Below are 19,600 nucleotides of genomic sequence, written 5' to 3'. Positions count from 1 at the left end.
TTTCCTGTTGTACGGTTCATCCATGCCAGAAGCAGCCTCCGCCGCGACCCCGACGCGGGCCACGATCGGCGACAGCGAGTTCGACCGCGACACCGCGCTCACCGCACGCGCCCCCGGCGTGTACGACATCGACCTCTCCGCCGGCTGGACCATCATCAACGCCGTCAACGGCGGCTACCTCCTGGCCGTCCTGGGCCGCGCCCTCGCGGACGCGCTGCCGCACCCGGACCCCTTCACCATCTCGGCGCACTACCTCACCGCGTCCCAGCCGGGCCCGGCGGTCGTGCGCACGGAGACGGTCCGCACCGGCCGCACCCTCTCCACCGGCCAGGCCTCCCTCCTGCAGTACGACGAGGAGGGCCGCGAGGTGGAACGCATCCGCGTCCTGGCCTCCTACGGCGACCTGGACTCCCTCCCCGACGACGTCCGTACGACCGCCGCGCCGCCCGCCATCCCGCCGCTGCAGGAGTGCTTCGGCCCCCAGGACGGCCCGACGCCGGTCCCCGGCAGCTCGGCCATCACCGACCGTCTGATGATCAAGCTGGACCCCGCCACCCTCGGCTGGGCGCTCGGCGCCCCCTCCGGCAGGGGCGAGATGCGGGCCTGGTTCGGCCTCGCCGACGGCCGCGACGCCGACCCGCTCTCCCTCCTGCTCGCGGTGGACGCGCTCCCACCCACCGCCTTCGAGATCGGTCTGAAGGGCTGGGTCCCCACGGTCGAGCTGACGGTCCACGTCCGCTCCCGTCCCGCTCCCGGCCCGCTGCGCGTCTCCATCACCACCCGCAATCTCGCCGGCGGCTTCCTGGAGGAGGACGCCGAGGTCTGGGACAGCACCGACCGCCTGGTCGCCCAGTCCCGCCAGCTCGCCCGCGTCAGGCTCGGCTGAGCGGCTCACGCCCCAGCCAGGCCGCCAGTCGCCCGTAGACGTCGGCCCCTTCGGGGGCCGGCACGGCCGACGCGAAGGGTGTGTCCGCGTCCCGCTCGGGCTCCGCCAGCACGCGGCGGGCCGTGGCCAGCGCGAAATCGGCCAGTTCCGGGTCGAGTGCGAGAGGGTGACCGAGGGACTCGGAGAGGTCCCAGGTATGGGTCACCAGCTCCATGTGGTACCCCGACAGAGCCGCCCGGCCCGGGACCTCGCCCCACGGCACCCGCACCGGCGCCTCCATGCGGGTGTCGCTCTCCCAGGCCTTGACGACGCGCGTGCGGACCTCCTCGTACGCCGTCGTCCAGTCCTCGTCCGCCACGCCCTCGGCGAAGGGGTGCACGGCCATGCCGTCGCCGCCCTCGCCGACGACCGCGATGCGCAGGCTGCCGCCGACCATGTGGGAGAGCAGCGTGCGGACGTCGAACTCCGCGCACGGGGTGGGGCCGTCGAGCTGCTCGGGGCGGACGGTCCGGATCAGCGCGGCCACCTGCTCGGTGGCGCGGGCGTACAGGGGGCGGGGGTCGATGACGTTCATGTGCTTGCTGCCTCTCTCTGCTGGGCCGACACCCGAAGCTGGTGGGCCGGCACCCGAAGAGTCCCCGCATAACCTGACAGTTTCCGTCAACATTTGCCGCAGGTTTCGCGGCACTGGATCCTGGTGCCGTGAAAGCCGACCGCCTGCTGTCGATCCTGCTGCTCCTGCAGACCCGGGGCCGCGTCCCCGCGCACGAACTGGCCGAGCGGCTGGAGGTGTCGGTGCGCACCATCTACCGGGACGTCGAGGCCCTGTCCGCCTCCGGCGTCCCCGTCTACGCCGAGCGGGGGCGGCACGGCGGCATCGAGCTGCTCGCCGGCTTCCGTACGGACGTCACGGGACTGACCGCCGACGAGTCCCGCGCCCTGTTCATCCTGGCCGCCCAGGGCGCGCACGCGGCCCTCGGCCTCGACGTCGCCCTCGGCTCGGCGCTGCGCAAGGTGATGGCCGCGCTGCCTGCGCCGTACCGCCCGGCCGCCGAGGTGACCAGCCGCCGCATCCTGGTCGACGCCACGCGCTGGAAGGGCGGTCCGCAGAGGCCCGCCGACCTGGACGTGCTGCAGGACGCCGTGTTCGCCGACCGCCGCCTGAGGCTGCGCTACCGGCACAGCGGGGAGCAGGAGCCGCGGACGTACACCGTCGACCCGTACGGCCTCGTCTCGAAGGCGGGCGTCTGGTACCTGGTCGCCGACCGGCGTACGCGACCGCGGCTGTTCCGGGCCGACCGCGTGCGGTCGGCGACGGTCCTGGACGAGCCGGTGCGGCGCCGGCCCGGCGTCGAACTCGGCGACGTCTGGGGGGTGTTGCGCCGTCAGGTCGAGGAGCGCCCCGGCGGGCTCGACGTCACCGTCCGGGTCCGGCGCGACCGCCTCGACATGTTCATGCGCCTGAACGCCGCACAGCTCGCCCGGCTCCCGGACGCCGGCGGCGAGGACGAGTGGGTGACCGTCGGGCTGTCGTACGGCGTGGTCGGCGAGGCGCGGCAGCTGCTGCCGTTCGCCGACCACGTGGAGGTCCTCACCCCGCCGGAGGTGCGCGCGGAGCTGGCGGCGGCAGCCGCCTCCGTCACGGCCCTGTACCAGCGAGCCGGTCACGCCGATTCGTGAAGTCCCAGGTCGGCGCGGGTTGTTGGTGTCTCCTTCACCTGAATCACAGGCCGCCGACAGACCGCCCCCAAGGAAGCCCTAAGCGCCGTTGATTGAGTGCCCGCCTCAGGTCTCCCTCATCCTCCTTGGAGTTGTCTCTCATGAAGCGTGTGCGTCTCGTTCCCGCGGTGGCGCTGCTGGCGCTCGCGCCCCTGGCTCTGGTGGCCTGCGGCTCGGGCGACTCCTCGTCGTCCTCGAACAGCGGCAACTCCGGTCAGCAGCAGGCCTGTTCGGCGCCCACCGGGAACGCCTCCGGCCGCCCGAGCGGTGCCCCCTCGGGCGCCCCGACGGGCACGGCCAGGCCGACCGGCACCCCCACGGGCATGCCCAGCGGCGCCCCCGGCGTGGGCCAGGGAGGCGGTCAGGGCGGGCCCGGCGGCGGCATGGGCGGCTGCGGCGGTCCGGGCGGGGGCCGGGGCGGCGCCGCGCCGAGCGGCGCCCCCACCGGGCAGCCGACGGCGGCGGCCACCAAGAGCTGACCCCGCAGGCGGCGTACGACAGGGGCGGCACTCCCGGTGCACGGGGGTGCCGCCCCTTCGTGCCGTCCGGCGCTCCGTTCAGTCCAGCCAGTGCTGCCGGCCGATGCTGATCAGTCGCATCTGCCGGGTCGCGACCTGCGTGATCCGCTCCCGGTCCTCCTCGGCGCTGTCCAGGGCCTCCAGGAACAGCGAGGCGGTGATCAGCATCTGGTCCACGTACAGGTGGGCCAGCATCAGCAGGTCCTCCTGGCTCCACCCCTCGGCCTCGCGGTCCTTGGCGAGTTCGGCGCTCACCTCCTCGGCGAACCGGGCGAGCTGGTCCCGGATCGCCTCCCGCACCGACTGGACTCCGCCATGTCGCTCACGGGCGATGAAACGGACATGGGCTGGGTACGCGTCCACATGACCGGCAATCAACTCAATGGCGCGTGCTATGCGTTCGTCGCTGCTGTCCGCCGCGGTCACCGTCGTGCGGATCATCGGATGAAGGCTGCCCAGGGCCTCCTCGACCAGGGCCACGCCCAGATCCGCGATGGAGCGGAAGTGCCGGTAGAAGGCGGTCGGCGCGACGCCGACGGCGCGGGTGACCTCGCGCAGGCCGAGGCTGCTCAGGCTCTGCCCCTCCAGCAGGCCGAGCGCGGCGTCGAGGAGCGCCTGCCTGGTCTTCAGTTTCTGGGCCTGCCGGATGCCGAGGGTGTGACTCATGTCATCCAGTTAACAACTGTTCTCTGGATTTGGAAAGCGGGGGAACGCGCTAGACTCTAGAGTCAGTGAACAACTGTAACTACAACTGTTCACCGAAACGTAACGAGAGCGTCCCTCGGGACGTGTCGAAGGGGGATCGATCCCATGCTGTTCCTGGTCGCCGCACTCATGCTCTTCGGCGCCGTACTGGGCACCGTCGCCCACGCGCCGTTCACCTTCACCCTGGTCGCGGCCGCCCTGATCGCCGCCTGGCTCGGCATCTTCGCGCTCCGCGAGCGCCACGGCCGCCGCACCCACTGACCCTGCCGCCCCTACGTCCTGCCGGGAGCTGACCCGTCATGCAACTCACCGCCCCTGCCAACGGCACCACCGCCACCCCGACCCGCCGCGACGCCGACGGCATGGCCGTCGCGTCCTTCATCCTCGGCCTCGTCGGCCTGCTCGTCCTGAACGTCTTCCTGGGCCCGATCGCCATCGCCCTCGCGGGGGCGGCCCTCTGGCGCGGCACCAAGCGCCGCGGACGGGCCTTCCTCGGCCTGACTCTGGGCGTGGCCGACCTCGTGGTCCTGGTCGTCGCGATGGAGATGTCCAACACCGTCTCCTGGAGCCTGTGAGCCGCGGCGGGCACCTCCCGGGGAGCCTTGGCCCGAGGCCGGCGACACCGGCCCCGTAGAATCGGGCCCACCATGGCTTACCTCGACCACGCCGCCACGACCCCGATGCTCCCGGAGGCGGCGGAGGCACTGACCGCCCAGCTGAGCATCACCGGCAACGCGTCCTCACTGCACGCCTCCGGCCGGCAGGCCCGCCGCACGGTCGAGGAATCCCGCGAGACCCTCGCCGAAGCACTCGGCGCCCGCCCGAGCGAGGTCGTCTTCACCTCCGGCGGCACCGAGGCCGACAACCTCGCGGTGAAGGGCCTGTACTGGTCCCGACGCGACGCGGACCCGGCCCGCACCCGTGTCCTCGCCAGCCCCGTCGAGCACCACGCCGTCCTCGACGCCGTGCACTGGCTCGGCGAACACGAGGGCGCCACCGTCGAGTACCTCCCCGTCGACTCCTACGGCCGAGTCCACCCCGACGCCCTGCGCGAGGCCCTCGCCCGCAATCCCGACGACGTCGCCCTGGCCACCGTGATGTGGGCCAACAACGAGATCGGCACCGTCCTGCCGGTCGGCGAACTCGCCGACGTGGCGAAGGAGTTCGGCGTCCCGCTGCACGCCGACGCCGTCCAGGCCTTCGGCCAGGTCCCCGTCGACTTCGCCGCCTCGGGCCTCGCCGCGATGACCGTCTCCGGCCACAAGATCGGCGGCCCGTACGGCATCGGCGCCCTGGTCCTGGGCCGCGAGTACACCCCCGTACCGGTCCTGCACGGCGGCGGCCAGGAGCGCCACGTCCGCTCCGGCACCCTCGCCGTCCCGGCGATCGCCTCCTTCGCCGTCGCCGGCCGCCTCGCCGCCGAGCAGCGCGAGTGGTTCGCCACCGAGATCGGCGCCCTGCGCGACAGCCTGGTCGAGGCGGTGCGTACGGCGGTGCCGGACGCCATCTACGGCGGCGACCCGGTCGACCGGCTCCCCGCCAACGCCCACTTCACCTTCCCCGGCTGCGAGGGCGACTCCCTGCTGCTGCTCCTCGACGCCCAGGGCATCGAGTGCTCCACCGGCTCCGCGTGCACCGCCGGCGTCGCCCAGCCCAGCCATGTCCTGCTGGCCACCGGCACCGACCCGGACCTGGCCCGCGGCACCCTGCGCTTCTCCCTCGGGCACACCTCCACGGAGGCCGACGTGGAAGCGGTCGCCAAGGCGATCGGCCCGGCGGTCGAACGCGCTCGAGCCGCCGGGCTGACCTAGCTCACCGCAGCGAGCTCGGCTAACTGTCCGTCACCATCAGGGACGCCATCATGCCCTCGTCCTCGTGCTGCAGCAGATGGCAGTGGAGCATGTACATGTAGGTGTCGTCGGAGAAGTCCGTGAACTCCATGGCGATCTCGATGGAACCGCCGCCGACCACCTCGTAGGTGTCGAACCAGCCGAGGTCCACGCCGGTCGGATCCTCGCCGTTGACGGAGATCAGCTGGTAGGGCACGTCGTGGAGATGGAACGAGTGCTCCAGCTGGGTGTTGTTCTTGATCGTCCAGATCTCCTTGGCGCCCAGCGTGGTGCTGATCATCGCCATGGACGACATGCTCGTCCCCGCCGACCCGTTGATCGTCATGGTCGTGCCGCTCTGGCCGAGCGTGATCGTGCGGGCGGTGAAGTCGCTGGTGTCGTACCGGTCGATGGTGTTGAGCGAGCTCGGCAGGTCGTCCGGGGTGTCGCTGCCGGACGCGGTGATCGCGAGCACGTCGTAGGTGCCGCTGCCGCCGCGCACCCAGCCGGTGGTGACGACGGCCTGGAGCGTGACCGCGTCCGACAGGTCCAGCACGAACTCCGCGCGGGCACCGGCCACCAGCCGGATGCTGGTCACCTCGGTGGCCGAGGTGAGATAGCCCTGGTCGGTGGCGATCTGGTTCAGCGTGCCGCCGTCGCTGCGCTGGATGGTGATGATGTCCGACGGCGAGGCGTTGAGGCACCGGAACCGGGTGCGGGTCTTGGTCGCCGTGAACGTCAGCGTGGTGTCGTCGACGTTCGTGCCGTTCAGCAGCAGCGGGAAGCTCAGGCCGCTGCTCAGGTAGCCGGTGAGGTTGTACTTGATGTCGCCGCTGCTGTCGGTGGCGAGGCTCTGGAAGATGAGCGGGATGTCGTCGGTGCCGTAGGTGCTGGGCAGGTCCGAGGACGCGGTGGAGTCGTCCTCCACGATGATCATGCCGGCCAGGCCGTGCACCGCCTGCTTGGCCGTGGTGCCCAGGGCGTGCGGGTGGTACCAGAGGGTCTTGGCGTCGTCCTTGACCGTGAACGTAGGGGACCAGGTCTTCCCGTCGGCGAAGGCGACCTGGGGGCCGCCGTCCATCTTGGCCGGGACGTGCGCGCCGTGGAAGTGGACGGTGGTGTCCTCGCCCAGGCTGTTGGTGATGTCGAGCAGGACCGTGTCGCCGCTGGTCCACTTCATGGTGGGGCCGAGGAAGGACTGGTTGTAGCCCATCGTGTCGCTGGTGACCCCGGAGAGGACCTCGGCGGTGCCGGTCTTCGCCTCCAGGGTGAAGGTGGTCGTGTCGCCGGAGGTGGTGCCCTCCAGGAGGTCCGGGACGGTGAGGGTGGCGGTCCCGGTCGCCGCGCTCGCCTTGTTCCTTCCCGCCTCGGCCAGCAGGGAGAAGGCGCCGCCCGCCCCCGCGACCGCCCCGAGTCCCACGCCGGCCATGCCGCCGAGGAACCTGCGCCGGTGCATGCCCTTGCCGCCGGAGGCCCGGTCGGCCTTGGAGTGCCTGGACTTCTTCTCGCTCTTGCCGCCCGTGCCGCTCGTGCGGCCGTCGGGCTCGGTGATGTCAGCCATGGCCCGGGATGTTTGACCCGAGGGCTGTGCGAGGACTGGGCCGAAGTTAGGAGCCGGCCGCGCGCGCTGTGAACGCGCCGTGAGCGCTGGGTGACTCAACTCCCCTGAACAGCAAGCGTAGTTGGCGCCCCGCAGGTCACCTCCACCGGGCGGGACGCAACGGACACCCGGAGCACGCCCGGTACCCACAGCATCACGATTTCATCACCGCCCCCGGGCCTGTTCGGCCCGCCGTACGAGACCCATGTACCGGTCCCAGTCCCAGTACGGCCCCGGGTCGGTGTGATCCGTGCCCGGCACCTCCACGTGCCCGATGATGTGCTCCCGGTCGACGGGTATGCCGTACCGCCCGCAGACCCCCGCCGTCAGCCGCGCCGAGGCGGCGTACATCGCGTCCGTGAAGGAGGACCTCCGCTCCACGAAACCCTCGTGCTCGATGCCGACGCTGCGTTCGTTGTACTGCCGGTTGCCCGCGTGGTACGCCACGTCCAGCTCGCGGATCATCTGCGTGATCCGCCCGTCCCTGCGGACGATGTAGTGCGCCGCGGCCTGGTGGGCGGGGTCCTGGAAGACCTTCACCGCGCTCGCGTAACCGCCCTGCGTCACATGGACGACCACCCGGTCTATGAGGTAGTCGTCCGGCCGGTCCGCCCGCCGGTAGTTGCCCGGCGAGGCCGCGACCCACCGCGCGCCCCGGAAGTCCACCGCGCCCGCCACCCGCGGCTTCTCCACGCCCGGCAGCCGCCACCACAGGTGCGACAGCTCCTCGCGCGCCAGTGCCGCGGTGCCGACGGCGGCGGCCGCCCCGCCGACGATCAGCGCGCGCCGCCCCAGCCGCCTGTCGCCGTCCCCGGACCTCATCTCCGCCCCCATGTGATCGTCAACGGATACTCGCGGGCTCCGGTTCCCGGACCCCCGTACCCTGGAAGGGCTATGACTGACATCCCGCAGCCCACCCGCCCCCTCCGCGTCCTCGCCGCCATGTCCGGCGGCGTGGACTCCGCCGTCGCGGCCGCCCGCGCCGCCGAGGCCGGCCACGACGTGACCGGCGTCCACCTGGCACTCTCCGCGAACCCGCAGTCGTTCCGCACGGGCGCGCGTGGCTGCTGCACCATCGAGGACTCACGCGACGCCCGCCGCGCCGCGGACGTCATCGGCATCCCGTTCTACGTCTGGGACCTCGCCGACCGCTTCCGCGAGGACGTGGTCGAGGACTTCGTCGCCGAGTACGAGGCCGGCCGCACCCCGAACCCGTGCCTGCGCTGCAACGAGAAGATCAAGTTCGCCGCCCTGCTGGACAAGGCGCTGGCCCTGGGCTTCGACGCCGTCTGCACCGGCCACTACGCCAAGGTCGTCGAACTGCCGGACGGCTCCCGCGAACTGCACCGCGCCTCCGACATGGCCAAGGACCAGTCGTACGTCCTCGGTGTGCTCGACGAGAAGCAGCTCGCCCACGCCCTCTTCCCGCTGGGCGACACGGTCACGACCAAGGACGAGATCCGCGCCGAGGCCGAGCGCCGGGGCCTCGCGGTCGCCAAGAAGCCCGACTCGCACGACATCTGCTTCATCGCCGACGGCGACACCCAGGGCTTCCTCGCGAACCGGCTCGGCAAGGCCGAGGGCGACATCGTCGACGAGTCCGGCACCAAGGTCGGCACCCACGAGGGCGCGTACGGCTTCACCATCGGCCAGCGCAAGGGCCTGCGCATCGGCACCCCGGCCCCCGACGGCAAGCCCCGCTACGTCCTCGACATCTCGCCGGTGGACAACACGGTGACGGTCGGCCCGGCCGCCGCCCTGGACGTCACGGCCCTGACCGCCGTCCGGCCCCGCTGGTGCGGCACCGCCCCGGCCGGCCCCGGCACCTACACCGCCCAGCTGCGCGCCCACGGCGGCGAGAGCGAGGTCACCGCCGAACTGGCCGACGGCGAACTGCGGGTGACCTTCACCGAGCCGGTCCGTGGCGTCGCCCCCGGCCAGGCGATCGTCCTCTACGACGACACGCGCGTGGTCGGCTCGGCGACGATCGCGACGACCACGCGCGCGAGGACGACGACCTCGGTCGCCTGACCGCTCAGAGGAACTCCGCCAGCGCCGGCGCGAGGACGTTCGGATCCACCATGTGGGTCTGGCCCTCCAGCACCTGGTACGTCCCCTGGGGCGCGGATTCGGCCACCGCCCGGGCGGCCTCGCGCATCCAGGCGGGGCTCGCGCCGCCCGCCAGCGACAGGACCGGCACCCCGATCCCGGCCAGCCGGGCCTCGGGCACCAGACCGTCGCCCAGCACGGCGTCGTCGTACGCGAGGGTCGGCGCGATCGCCTCCATGCCGGGCCACATGGGGGAGTTCCGGGCGCCCTGGATCATCTGCTCGGCCAGCCCCGTCAGCCGCAGGAACAGCTCCACGGCGTCCCCGCGCCGGCCCGCGCCGAGCGCCTCGGTGAGGTTCCGGGTGTACTCCGCGCGCTCCTTCGCACCGCCCTCGTAGACGGCGTACGGCACCTCGTACACGGCGACCCGCCGCACCGGCAGTCCACTCGCCGCCGCCTCCAGCACCAGCGCGCCGCCCGAGGACATGCCGTACAGCGACGCCTCGCCGCCCACCGCGTCGATCAGCGCCGCGAGGTCCTCGACCTCCCGGGCGACCTCGTAGGGCTGCGTGTCGCCGCTCTGCCCGCGCCCGCGGCGGTCGTAGCAGACGGTGGTGAAGCGCTTGGCGAGAAGCCCGGCGAGAGGGGCCACGGTGGCGCTCGTCGACATCGCCCCGCTCACGAGGACGACCGCCGGGCCCTCGCCGGCGCGCTGGTAGGCGAGGGAGGTGCCGTCGTGCGAAATGGTGTTGTTGTCCATGTCTGTGGAGACTGCCCCACGGCGGCGAAATAATCGCCCTCAGACGCTCACGACACCTCGACTTCGTAGAAGCAGAGGTGATCCTTGATCGGTGCGACCGCCGGCTTGGGATCGGGGTACGACCACACCAGATCCGGCGCGTCCGGCAGCGACCAGTAGGACGCGGTGCCCTTGAACGGGCAGTAGGTGTGGGTCTCGGAGGGCTTCAGCAGGTCCAGCCGTACGTCCTCGGCGGGGATGTAGTACCGCACGGGGCAGCCCGTCTCCCTGAGCACCAGGGGCCGTTCGCTCTCCGCCAGTACCTGATCGCCGTGCACCACGCGCACGTGCCGGTCGCCTTGCTCGATGGTGATCGTGTGTCCTTCGGCCATGAAGGAAACAGCGCTCGCGGGCCGCCGGTTCTTCCCGCGTACGGTGATCCCATGCGTATCTGCGTCTTCCTCTCCGCCGCCGACCTCGACGACCGTTACACGCGACCCGCGCGCGAGTTCGCGGAACTGCTGGGCAAGGGCGGCCACACGCTCGTCTGGGGCGGCTCGGACGTCGGCCTGATGAAAGTGGTCGCCGACGGCGTGCACGCCGCGGGAGGACGGCTGTGCGGGGTCTCCGTGGACTTCCTCGCGGCCAAGGCGCGGCAGGGCGCGGACGAGATGGTGGTCGCCCGCGACCTCGCCGAGCGCAAGCGGCTGCTGCTGGAGAAGTCGGACGCGGTGGTGATCATGGTCGGCGGTACCGGCACGCTCGACGAGGCCACCGAGATACTGGAGCTGAAGAAGCACGGCCACACCGAGAAGCCGGTGGTGCTGCTGAACACCGCGGGCTTCTACGACGGCCTCAAGGAGCAGTTCCGCCGCATGGAGGACGAGGGCTTCCTGCCCCGCCCGCTGACCGAGCTGGTGTTCTTCGCGGAGGAGCCCGTGGGGGCGCTGGCGTACCTGGAGGAGAGCCAGGGGATCGAGTAGCCGCCCGCGGGTGCGAGCATGGCGGGCATGGCTACACATGTGATCACCGGGGCGGGCTCCGGCATCGGCGCGGCCGTCGCCCGCCGCCTCCTCGCGCGCGGGGACGAACTCGTGCTGCACGCGCGCGACGCGGGGCGTGCCAAGGAGCTGGCGGCCCGGTTCCCGGGCGCGCGGACGCTGGTGGGCGACCTGGCCGACCCGGACAAGCTGTCCTGGGCGTTCTCGCACCAGACCCTCCCGGACCGGGTGGACTCGCTGCTGCACATCGCCGGCGTGGTCGACCTCGGCCCGGTCGGCGAACTCACCCCCAAGTCCTGGCGGCACCAGCTCAACGTCAACCTGATCGCCCCGGCCGAACTGACCCGCCACTTCCTGCCCCAGCTGCGGGCCGCCCGCGGGCACGTGGTGTTCGTCAACTCCGGCGCGGGTCTCACCGCCCACGCCGACTGGTCCGCGTACGCCGCCTCCAAGCACGGCCTCAAGGCCCTCGCCGACTCCCTGCGCCACGAGGAGCACGGCAACGGCGTCCGCGTCACCTCCGTCTACCCGGGCCGTACCGCCAGCCCCATGCAGGCCAAGGTCCACCAGCAGGAGGGCAAGGAGTACGACCCCGCCCGGTGGATCGACCCCGAGTCGGTCGCCACGACGATCCTGATGGCGGTCGACCTGTCCGAGGACGCCGAGGTCAACGACCTGACGGTGAGGCCGGGACGGTGACCGGACCCGCTTTCGGCCCGGCCACCGGCATCGGCTCCATGCCCGGCGGTGACGCCCGGGAGGCCGCCAAGGCCGTCACCGGCACCTTCGAGGACTTCCCGCACCTGCCCGAGCTGCCCGCCCGCGGCCCCGGCGCGGACATGATCGGCCGCACCGCAGGAATGCTCGTCGAGGTGTACGCGCGCGTGGAGCCCAGCGGCTGGCGGATCGGGGACCGGCCGGGGCGCGACACCAAGCGGGCGCGGTCCTGGCTCGGCGAGGACCTCGACGCCCTCGAGGAGTTCACCCAGGGCTACGAGGGCCCGCTGAAGGTGCAGGCGGTCGGGCCCTGGACGCTCGCGGCCAACCTGGAACTGCGCAACGGCGAGGCCGCCCTCGGCGACCCCGGCGCCTGCCGGGACCTCGCCGCATCGCTCACCGAGGGCCTGCGCCTGCACCTGGCCGAGGTCGCCCGGCGCATCCCCGGCGCGCGACTCGTCCTCCAGCTCGACGAACCGTCCCTCACCGCCGTGCTGCGCGGCCAGGTGCGGACCGCCAGCGGCTACCGCACCCACCGGGCCGTGGACCGGCAGCTCGTCGAGGCGACCCTCCGTGACGTCCTCGGGGTGCACGGCGAGGGCCCCACCGTGGTCCACTCCTGCGCACCGGACGTCCCCTTCGCCCTCCTGCGCAGGGCCGGCGCGACGGCGGTCTCCTTCGACTTCACGCTTCTCACCGAGCGTGACGACGACGTGATCGGCGAGGCGGTGGAAGGGGGTACCCGGCTGTTCGCCGGTGTCGTGCCGGGCACGGACGGCCGATTGTCAGAGCCTGCCGGTAGCGTCATGGGTGTCAGGACGTTGTGGCGCAGGCTGGGGCTGCGACCGGGGCTTCTCGCGGAGGCGGTCACGATCACGCCGTCGTGCGGACTCGCGGGCGCCTCCCCCGAGTACGCGCGCGGGGCGCTCGCCCACTGCGTCCGGGCGGCGAGATCCCTCGCGGACAACCCAGAGTAACGGGAGGACAACACGGTGGCCGGCGACAAGCAAGCGGAGACGACGGTGCCCGCCGAGGCACGGGAGAAGCACGCGCAGCTCGCTGAGCAGATCGAGGAGCACCGCTTCCGGTACTACGTGAAGGACGCTCCGGTCGTCAGCGACGCGGACTTCGACAAGCTCCTGCGTTCCCTGGAGGCCCTGGAGGACGAGTACCCGGAGCTGCGCACACCGGACTCGCCGACGCAGAAGGTCGCCGGCGCCTACGAGACCGAGTTCACCTCCGTCGAGCACCGCTCGCGCATGCTCTCCCTGGACAACGCCTTCAACGACGAGGAACTCGCCGCGTGGGCCGACCGCGTCGCCAAGGACGTCGGCGGCTCCGTCTACCACCTGCTGTGCGAACTGAAGGTCGACGGCCTCGCCGTCAACCTCACCTACGAGCACGGCCGCCTCACGCGCGCGGCGACCCGCGGCGACGGCCGTACCGGCGAGGACATCACGCCCAATGTCCGCACGATCGCGGAGATCCCGGACCGACTGGGGGGCGACGAGGTCCCCGACCTCGTGGAGATCCGCGGCGAGGTCTACTTCCCGATGGAGAAGTTCCTCGAACTCAACGAACGGCTGGTCGCCGCCGGTGACAAGCCGTTCGCCAACCCCCGCAACGCGGCGGCCGGTTCGCTGCGCCAGAAGGACCCGCGGGTCACCGCCGGCCGCCCGCTGCACATGGTCGTCCACGGCATCGGCGCCCTGGAGGGCTTCGAGGGCATCGCCCGCCTCTCCGAGGCGTACGACCTGCTCAAGACCTGGGGCCTGCCGACCTCCCGGCACAACCGGGTCGTCGACGGCCTCGACGGCGTGCGGGAGTTCATCGCCTACTACGGCGAGAACCGGCACTCCGTGGAGCACGAGATCGACGGCGTCGTCGTCAAGCTCGACGAGATCCGCCTCCAGGGCCGCCTGGGCTCCACGGCCCGCGCCCCGCGGTGGGCGATCGCCTACAAGTACGCGCCGGAAGAGGTCAACACCAAGCTCATCGACATCAAGGTGGGCGTCGGCCGCACCGGCCGCGTCACGCCCTACGCCCAGGTCGAGCCCGTCACCGTCGCGGGCAGCGAGGTCGAGTTCGCCACGCTGCACAACCAGGACGTCGTCAAGGCCAAGGGGGTGCTCATCGGCGACACCGTGGTCATCCGCAAGGCCGGTGACGTCATCCCGGAGATCCTCGGGCCGGTCGTCGACCTGCGGGACGGCAGCGAGCGGGAGTTCGTGATGCCGAGCGAGTGCCCGGAGTGCGGCACGCCGCTCAGGCCGATGAAGGAGGGCGACATCGACCTCCGCTGCCCGAACGCCCGCTCCTGCCCCGCCCAGTTGCGTGAACGCCTGTTCTATCTCGCGGGCCGCAAGGCGCTGGACATCGAGCACTTCGGGTATGTCGCCGCGGCAGCCCTCACCCGGCCGCTGGAGCCCGAGCAGCCGCCGCTGAAGGACGAGGGCGACCTGTTCGACCTCACTGTCGAGCAGTTGCTGCCCATCAAGGCGTACGTCCTCGACCAGGACAGCGGCCTGCCCAAGCGGGACCCGGAGACCGGCGAGGAGAAGACGGCCCTCATCTTCGCCAACAAGGAGGGCGGACCCCGCAAGAACGCCTTGGCGATGCTGGAGAACATCGAGGCCGCCAAGACCCGCCCCCTGGCCCGTGTCCTCACCGGCCTGTCGATTCGTCACGTCGGCCCGGTCGCTGCCGAAGCGCTGGCCCGTGAGTTCCGGTCGATCGAGCGCATCGAGCAGGCGACCGAGAAGGAACTGGCGGACACCGACGGCGTCGGCGCGATCATCGCGGCCTCCCTCAAGGAGTGGTTCGCCGAGGAGTGGCACCAGGAGATCCTCCGCAAGTGGCGAGCCGCCGGAGTCCGGATGGAGGAGGAGGCCTCCGCCGAGGACGAGGGCCCGCGCCCCCTGGAGGGCCTCACCGTCGTCGTGACCGGCACCCTGGAGAATTTCACCCGCGACGGCGCCAAGGAGGCGCTGCAGACCCGCGGAGCGAAAGTCACCGGTTCCGTTTCGAAGAAGACGTCCTTCGTCGTCGTGGGCGACAATCCCGGTTCGAAGTACGACAAGGCGATGCAGCTCAAGGTGCCTGTGCTCGACGAGGACGGCTTCACCGTACTGCTCGAACAGGGACCCGAGGCGGCGGCCGAAGTTGCGCTTCCGACAGAGGAGTAGCGGTTGAAGGCCACCTGTTCGGCGCATACCAGATGCATACGGGTGGCCGGGGTCATTCGGGCAACCGTCTGCGACCGCTGCCCGTGGAAGCCTTCTGCGGCCTACTGTTGAGATGTGCGCCTGCCGTGCCCAGCTGCGGTCGGGGCATCCCCGTGCTCCTGGTGAGCAGGGGGAAGAGTTTTCCAACGCGGCGCCGTGGATGGATGTCGGGCATCGGGCCGCGTGGCGTGGGCACCGCCGGCTGTGAGAGGGACGGGAATGGAACCGACCGAGAGCGCCGCCCCGGACTCACGGCTGCGCCGACGCCGGGTCACCGGTGCCTGGCGGCCGCGCCGGTGGACCGGCCGGCCGTCTGAGCGTCCGGGCGCGGAGGGGCGCGGCACCGGACAGTACACCGTGACGGACGTCCGCGGTGTGCCCCCGCTCACCACCGGCCGGCCGCCCGCGCAGCCGGACGGCACCGACCACGAACGGCACCTGTCCTGGCCGGCGCTGCCCGCGGCGGTCGTCTCGGCCGCCGCGTTCGTCCTGGGCGCCGGGTTCTACCGGGCGTTCACCGGCACGCACGCGCTCTTCCCGTCCGGCACGGTCGGCTGGTCCCTGGCCGTGCTGACCGGCATCATCGTCGGCCACCTGGTGATGCTCGGCCGCTCCCGCTGGTGGGGCGGCACGGGCTCCGGCGCCGCCCTCACCCTCGCCGTGCTGATGCTCTACGGCTGGGTCGCGGCCGGCATGGTCAGCCTCACCGTCGTCGTGCTGGTCGGCATAGCGAGGCGGGGGCGCTGGAGGGCCGGCGTGCTGCACGGCTCGGTCGACATCCTCGGCATCGGCGCCGGCGCCCTCCTGCTCGGCGCCTTCGGCCGGGTGCCGTCGGTCGAGACGCCGTGGAACCCCGACTCCTGGACGGTCTGCACCGCCCCCGAGGTCGTCCTGGTCGCCACCGCCTACCTCCTGGTCACCCGCACCCTGCTGTGGTACCTGCACGCACCGCGCGGCGGACTGCCCACCGTCGCCCGCACCGCCCTGGTCAGACAGGGCCTGGTCGCGATCGCCCTGCTCGGCATCGCCCCGCTGGTGTGCGTGGTCGCCGTCGCCCAGCCGGTGCTGCTGCCGCTGTTCGCCATCCCGCTGATCGCCCTCGACTCCACCCTGTGGATCGCCCGCGCGCGGGCCGAGGAGCAGCTGCGCGACCCGCTGACCGGGCTGCCCAACCGGCAGTGGCTGCTGGAGCGGATCTGGACCGCGCTCGACGACGCCGAGCGCATCGGCGCCCGGTCCGCGCTGATGCTGATCGACCTGGACCGCTTCCGGTCCGTCAACGACACCCTGGGCCACCTCGCCGGTGACCGGCTGCTGCTGCAGATAGCCGACCGGCTGCGGGTGGCACTGCCGCGCGGGGCGGAGGCCGCGCGGCTCGGCGGTGACGAGTTCGCCGTTTTACTGCCCGTCGCCGACTCCACGACGTCCGCGACCCGGGTCGCCCGCGGCCTGGTGACCGCGCTCAGCTCCCCGCTCGACCTCGACGGACTCACCCTCGTCCTGGAGGCCAGTGCGGGCGTCGCCGTCTTCCCCGACCACGCCCTGGACGCGGAGGGGCTGCTGCGGCGGGCGGACGTGGCGATGTACCAGGCGAAGCGGGACCGTACGGGCGTGGAGGTGTACGAGTCCAAGCGGGACTCGAACACGCCGGACCGGCTGGGACTGCTGGGCGATCTGCGGCGCGCGCTGGACGCGCACGAGGTGCAGCTGCACTACCAGCCGAAGGTCCGCTTCGACGGACAGGTGGCGGGACTCGAGGCGCTGGTGCGGTGGGTGCACCCCGAGCGGGGGAAGGTGCCGCCGGACGAGTTCATAGCGATAGCCGAGTCCTCGGGGCTGATGCCCCATCTCACGGAGTACGTGCTGGAGACGGCGCTCGGGCAGGTGGCCGAGTGGCGGTCGCAGGGCCTGTACGTGCCGGTGGCGGTCAACGTCTCCCCGCGCGACGTGCACACGCCCGGGTTCGCGGGCTCGGTGGCGGCGCGGCTCGCCCGGCACGGGGTGCCCGCGGGGGCGCTCCAGCTGGAGATAACGGAACACGTGCTGCTGGAGGATCCGCAGCGGGCCGCGGACACGCTGGCCGGGCTGACCGCGCACGGCGTGAAGATGTCCCTGGACGACTTCGGCACGGGCTATTCGTCCCTCGTCCACCTGCGCCGGCTCCCGGTCAGCGAGCTGAAGATCGACCGGTCTTTCGTGGCGCGGCTGGCCGTCGACACCGAGGACGCCGAGATAGTGCGCTGCACGGTCGACCTCGCCCATTCGCTCGGTCTGCTGGTCGTCGCGGAGGGCGTGGAGGACGACGAGACCTGGGAGCGGCTGCGGGACCTCGGCTGTGACGCCGTACAGGGCTGGCTGGTGGCCGCGGCCATGCCGCCCGAGGAGACCACGGCGTGGCTGCGGGCCCGCGGCTCCCGAGGCTGGCAGCGGCCACGGGCCGCGCTGCCGGCGGCCGAGTAGCCCCCTCCGCGGCACTCACATCAGAGTGCGGCCGTGAAGTGGCCGATCAGCAGGGCCAGCCGCTGGTCGTGGGCTCGCTCCGGCAGCCGGCCGCTGCGCATCAGCGTGACCAGGCCGTGCAGTCCCGCCCAGTAGGTCTCCGTGAGCAGGCCGATGTCCTCGCCTTCCGCCGCGATCGGCTCCACCACCGCGACCAGCTCAGCGAACGCCTCCTGTAGCGGCGCCGGGGCCTCAGGGGTGGCGAACGGCAGGTCCACCGCGTGGGTGAACATCGCGTCGTACAGGGCGGGCCGCCGCCGTCCGAAGGACGCGTACGCCTCGCCCACCGCCGCCAGCGCCTCGCGCGGGCCCTCGGCCGCCGTACGCGCCGCGCGCAGCTCCACCGCCAGGTCAGCGCAGCCCTGCACCGCGACCGCCGCCATGATCGCGTCCTTGCCCTTGAAGTGGCTGTAGAGGACGGGCTGGCTGTACTCGATCTCGGCCGCCAGGCGGCGGGTCGTCACCGCGTCCCAGCCCTCGGCCTCCGCCAGCTCCCGCGCGGCCGTGACGATCAGCCGCTCGCGTTCCGCTCGTTCGCGCTCCCGGCGCGTCTGAATCGACATGCCAGAAATTCTAGCATCGCTAGCGGTTCTGTCGATGCTCTGCTAGCGTCGATTGCGTTCCTAGCGCTGCTAGAAAAAGGAGAACCGTCATGACCGTGGCCGCCTACACCCTGGCCGTCCTGCTCGACCTGTTCTGCCTGTTCCTCGGCTACCGCTTCCTGTTCCAGCCGGGCCCCGCCGCCGCCGGCTACGGCGTCCCGGCCGACCCCGCGGGCGACGCCGGCGCCTATCTCACGATCAAGGGGCTCAGGGACGGCGCCCTCGGCGTGGTCGGCCTCCTCGTCCTGGCCTTCGCGGGCGCGCACGCCGAGGCCTGGTTCATGGTCGGCGTCGCACTCATCCCGTTCGGCGACACCCTGATAGTCCTGCGCAACGGAGGCGCGAAGGCCGTGGCGTTCGGGATCCACTTCGCCACCGCGATCGTTGTACTGATCAGCGCCGCACTGCTCTTCGCGGTCTGACGGCGTCCGCACGCGAGACACAGGGGGAACCGAGAAAATGTCGCTTTTCGTGCCGAAGTTCGACGAAACCGTGCTGGTCCGCGATGCCGAGGCCGAGGTGGTCGGGGGAGATCCCGTCGCCGTGCGGCTGCTGGCCGACAGCAGCGCCAGCGGCGGCGCGCTGTCCACCGTGCGCGTCACCCTCGCCGAGGGCGCCGACGGGGCCCGCCCGCACGTGCACCACAACTCCGCCGAGATGTTCTACCTGCTCGACGGCGCCGCCGAGGTCCTCTCCGGCGACGACGTCGTCACCGCCGAGCGCGGCGATCTGATCATCGTCCCGCCGGACCGGCCGCACGCCTTCGCCGCCGTCCCCGGCGCCACGGCGGACCTGCTCATCGTCATCACGCCGGGAGTCGAGCGCTTCGAGTACTTCCGCCACCTCCAGCGCATCCGCCTCGGCGAGGCCACGGTGGAGAGCCTCCTGGAGGTCCAGGAGCTGTACGACAACCACTTCCTGAAGAGCGAGGCCTGGGACGCTCGACGGTGACCGGGGAAACCGTTTAACGGCCAGAGCCCCGGGCCCCCTAGGATTGGGGCTTGTCGGCACATTCCCGTCTGCCGCGCGACGCCTGGCACGCACGCTCGCCGCGTTGCCGAATCGTCCACGTGGCTCCGCCACGAGGACGCTCCGGCGCCTTGCGATCGCACGCACCAGACGCCGCGCGGCCCGCCCTCCGGGCGGACGACGGGAATGTGCCGACAAGCCCCAGCCCCAAACCACACACACTCACCCCAGAGGAACGCTGCATGCCTGGCATCACGCGCGAGGAGGTCGCCCACCTCGCCCGGCTGGCGCGTCTGGAGCTGAAGCCCGAAGAGCTCGAACACTTCGCGGGACAGCTGGACGACATCATCGGCGCGGTCGCCCGCGTCAGCGAGGTCGCCGACCAAGACGTACCGCCGACCTCGCACCCGCTCCCGCTGACCAACGTCATGCGGCCGGACGAGGTCCGTCCCTCGCTCACCCCCGAGCAGGCGCTCTCCGGCGCCCCGGCCCAGGAGCAGCAGCGTTTCAAGGTGCCGCAGATCCTGGGGGAGGACTGATCAC

The 19,600-nt window shown here is 71.9% G+C and carries 22 protein-coding genes; 15 read left to right on the top strand and 7 right to left on the bottom strand.

Annotated elements, in window-relative coordinates:
* Window positions 1–22: 22 nt before the first annotated feature.
* Window positions 23–886, top strand: coding sequence for a thioesterase family protein (locus tag ACQF4J_RS15745; RefSeq protein WP_351576155.1), 864 nt, complete (start codon window positions 23–25; stop codon window positions 884–886).
* On the opposite strand, the gene ACQF4J_RS15740 is transcribed toward ACQF4J_RS15745, so the two are convergent.
* On the bottom strand, window positions 873–1,460 hold the full coding sequence (locus ACQF4J_RS15740; protein ID WP_351802938.1) for a TIGR03086 family metal-binding protein: 588 nt from the start codon (window positions 1,458–1,460) through the stop codon (window positions 873–875). The two genes, ACQF4J_RS15745 and ACQF4J_RS15740, sit on opposite strands and share 14 nt — an antisense overlap.
* A 128-nt stretch (window positions 1,461–1,588) precedes the next feature.
* Here ACQF4J_RS15740 and ACQF4J_RS15735 point away from each other — a divergent pair, with 128 nt between their 5' ends.
* Together ACQF4J_RS15735 and ACQF4J_RS15730 are read left to right on the top strand one after the other, a co-directional pair.
* Window positions 1,589–2,566: a helix-turn-helix transcriptional regulator gene (locus tag ACQF4J_RS15735; RefSeq protein ID WP_427165856.1), complete on the top strand. Its 978-nt coding sequence runs from the start codon at window positions 1,589–1,591 to the stop codon at window positions 2,564–2,566.
* 140 nt (window positions 2,567–2,706) lie between these two features.
* The gene (locus ACQF4J_RS15730) at window positions 2,707–3,084 is read left to right on the top strand and encodes a hypothetical protein (protein ID WP_351576147.1); all 378 of its coding nucleotides are present in this window, start codon (window positions 2,707–2,709) and stop codon (window positions 3,082–3,084) included.
* Window positions 3,085–3,162: 78 nt separating this feature from the next.
* Here ACQF4J_RS15730 and ACQF4J_RS15725 read toward each other — a convergent pair whose 3' ends face one another.
* A complete protein-coding gene (locus ACQF4J_RS15725) occupies window positions 3,163–3,789 on the bottom strand; it encodes a TetR family transcriptional regulator (protein ID WP_427165855.1) in 627 nt (208 codons plus the stop codon).
* Window positions 3,790–3,933: 144 nt separating this feature from the next.
* Here ACQF4J_RS15725 and ACQF4J_RS15720 point away from each other — a divergent pair, with 144 nt between their 5' ends.
* From ACQF4J_RS15720 to ACQF4J_RS15710, 3 genes are all read left to right on the top strand, one after another.
* Window positions 3,934–4,089: a hypothetical protein gene (locus ACQF4J_RS15720; protein WP_174267089.1), complete on the top strand. Its 156-nt coding sequence runs from the start codon at window positions 3,934–3,936 to the stop codon at window positions 4,087–4,089.
* Window positions 4,090–4,127: 38 nt separating this feature from the next.
* Complete coding sequence (locus ACQF4J_RS15715; protein ID WP_351576141.1) at window positions 4,128–4,403, top strand: DUF4190 domain-containing protein; 276 nt, start codon at window positions 4,128–4,130, stop codon at window positions 4,401–4,403.
* A gap of 72 nt (window positions 4,404–4,475) precedes the next feature.
* On the top strand, window positions 4,476–5,639 hold the full coding sequence (locus ACQF4J_RS15710) for a cysteine desulfurase family protein (RefSeq protein WP_427165852.1): 1,164 nt from the start codon (window positions 4,476–4,478) through the stop codon (window positions 5,637–5,639).
* Window positions 5,640–5,658: 19 nt separating this feature from the next.
* On the opposite strand, the gene ACQF4J_RS15705 is transcribed toward ACQF4J_RS15710, so the two are convergent.
* Together ACQF4J_RS15705 and ACQF4J_RS15700 are read right to left on the bottom strand one after the other, a co-directional pair.
* Window positions 5,659–7,218, bottom strand: coding sequence for a multicopper oxidase family protein (locus ACQF4J_RS15705; protein ID WP_351576135.1), 1,560 nt, complete (start codon window positions 7,216–7,218; stop codon window positions 5,659–5,661).
* A 204-nt stretch (window positions 7,219–7,422) separates the two neighbouring features.
* Complete coding sequence (locus ACQF4J_RS15700) at window positions 7,423–8,091, bottom strand: N-acetylmuramoyl-L-alanine amidase (RefSeq protein ID WP_351576132.1); 669 nt, start codon at window positions 8,089–8,091, stop codon at window positions 7,423–7,425.
* A 60-nt stretch (window positions 8,092–8,151) separates the two neighbouring features.
* Between ACQF4J_RS15700 and mnmA the strand changes: the two genes are divergently transcribed.
* Window positions 8,152–9,288, top strand: coding sequence for a tRNA 2-thiouridine(34) synthase MnmA (mnmA, locus tag ACQF4J_RS15695; RefSeq protein ID WP_351576129.1), 1,137 nt, complete (start codon window positions 8,152–8,154; stop codon window positions 9,286–9,288).
* A gap of 4 nt (window positions 9,289–9,292) precedes the next feature.
* Here mnmA and ACQF4J_RS15690 read toward each other — a convergent pair whose 3' ends face one another.
* Window positions 9,293–10,066 (bottom strand): alpha/beta fold hydrolase, encoded by a 774-nt coding sequence (locus ACQF4J_RS15690; RefSeq protein ID WP_427165850.1) that lies wholly within the window; start codon window positions 10,064–10,066, stop codon window positions 9,293–9,295.
* Between the two features lie 47 nt (window positions 10,067–10,113).
* Window positions 10,114–10,437, bottom strand: coding sequence for a DUF427 domain-containing protein (locus tag ACQF4J_RS15685; protein WP_351576123.1), 324 nt, complete (start codon window positions 10,435–10,437; stop codon window positions 10,114–10,116).
* 51 nt (window positions 10,438–10,488) lie between these two features.
* On the opposite strand from ACQF4J_RS15685, the gene ACQF4J_RS15680 reads away from it, so the two are divergent.
* The 5 genes from ACQF4J_RS15680 (at window position 10,489) to ACQF4J_RS15660 (ending at window position 17,447) form a co-directional block, all read left to right on the top strand.
* On the top strand, window positions 10,489–11,028 hold the full coding sequence (locus tag ACQF4J_RS15680; protein ID WP_351576121.1) for a TIGR00730 family Rossman fold protein: 540 nt from the start codon (window positions 10,489–10,491) through the stop codon (window positions 11,026–11,028).
* Between the two features lie 18 nt (window positions 11,029–11,046).
* Window positions 11,047–11,745: an SDR family oxidoreductase gene (locus ACQF4J_RS15675; protein ID WP_427165849.1), complete on the top strand. Its 699-nt coding sequence runs from the start codon at window positions 11,047–11,049 to the stop codon at window positions 11,743–11,745.
* Window positions 11,742–12,740: a methionine synthase gene (locus tag ACQF4J_RS15670; RefSeq protein ID WP_351576115.1), complete on the top strand. Its 999-nt coding sequence runs from the start codon at window positions 11,742–11,744 to the stop codon at window positions 12,738–12,740. Before ACQF4J_RS15675 ends, ACQF4J_RS15670 begins: the two co-directional genes overlap by 4 nt.
* Window positions 12,741–12,755: 15 nt before the next feature.
* Window positions 12,756–14,948, top strand: a complete 2,193-nt coding sequence (gene ligA / locus ACQF4J_RS15665; RefSeq protein WP_351576112.1) for an NAD-dependent DNA ligase LigA — start codon at window positions 12,756–12,758, stop codon at window positions 14,946–14,948.
* A 258-nt stretch (window positions 14,949–15,206) separates the two neighbouring features.
* Window positions 15,207–17,447, top strand: coding sequence for a putative bifunctional diguanylate cyclase/phosphodiesterase (locus ACQF4J_RS15660; protein WP_351576109.1), 2,241 nt, complete (start codon window positions 15,207–15,209; stop codon window positions 17,445–17,447).
* A gap of 20 nt (window positions 17,448–17,467) precedes the next feature.
* Here ACQF4J_RS15660 and ACQF4J_RS15655 read toward each other — a convergent pair whose 3' ends face one another.
* Window positions 17,468–18,049 (bottom strand): TetR/AcrR family transcriptional regulator, encoded by a 582-nt coding sequence (locus tag ACQF4J_RS15655; RefSeq protein ID WP_351576100.1) that lies wholly within the window; start codon window positions 18,047–18,049, stop codon window positions 17,468–17,470.
* Window positions 18,050–18,138: 89 nt separating this feature from the next.
* Between ACQF4J_RS15655 and ACQF4J_RS15650 the strand changes: the two genes are divergently transcribed.
* The 3 genes from ACQF4J_RS15650 (at window position 18,139) to gatC (ending at window position 19,596) form a co-directional block, all read left to right on the top strand.
* Window positions 18,139–18,510 (top strand): DUF4267 domain-containing protein, encoded by a 372-nt coding sequence (locus tag ACQF4J_RS15650; RefSeq protein WP_351576097.1) that lies wholly within the window; start codon window positions 18,139–18,141, stop codon window positions 18,508–18,510.
* A 37-nt stretch (window positions 18,511–18,547) separates the two neighbouring features.
* Entirely contained in the window at window positions 18,548–19,039 is a 492-nt protein-coding gene (locus tag ACQF4J_RS15645; protein WP_351576094.1) for a cupin domain-containing protein, read from the top strand.
* A gap of 260 nt (window positions 19,040–19,299) precedes the next feature.
* Complete coding sequence (gene gatC, locus ACQF4J_RS15640) at window positions 19,300–19,596, top strand: Asp-tRNA(Asn)/Glu-tRNA(Gln) amidotransferase subunit GatC (RefSeq protein ID WP_030231941.1); 297 nt, start codon at window positions 19,300–19,302, stop codon at window positions 19,594–19,596.
* The last annotated feature ends 4 nt before the right edge of the window (window positions 19,597–19,600 follow it).

It is taken from the genome of Streptomyces sp. C1-1 (genome assembly GCF_050214755.1).
GTDB lineage: Bacteria > Actinomycetota > Actinomycetes > Streptomycetales > Streptomycetaceae > Streptomyces.
Note: the sequence above shows the minus strand (reverse complement) of the source record. Positions and strands in the feature narration are given on the sequence as shown.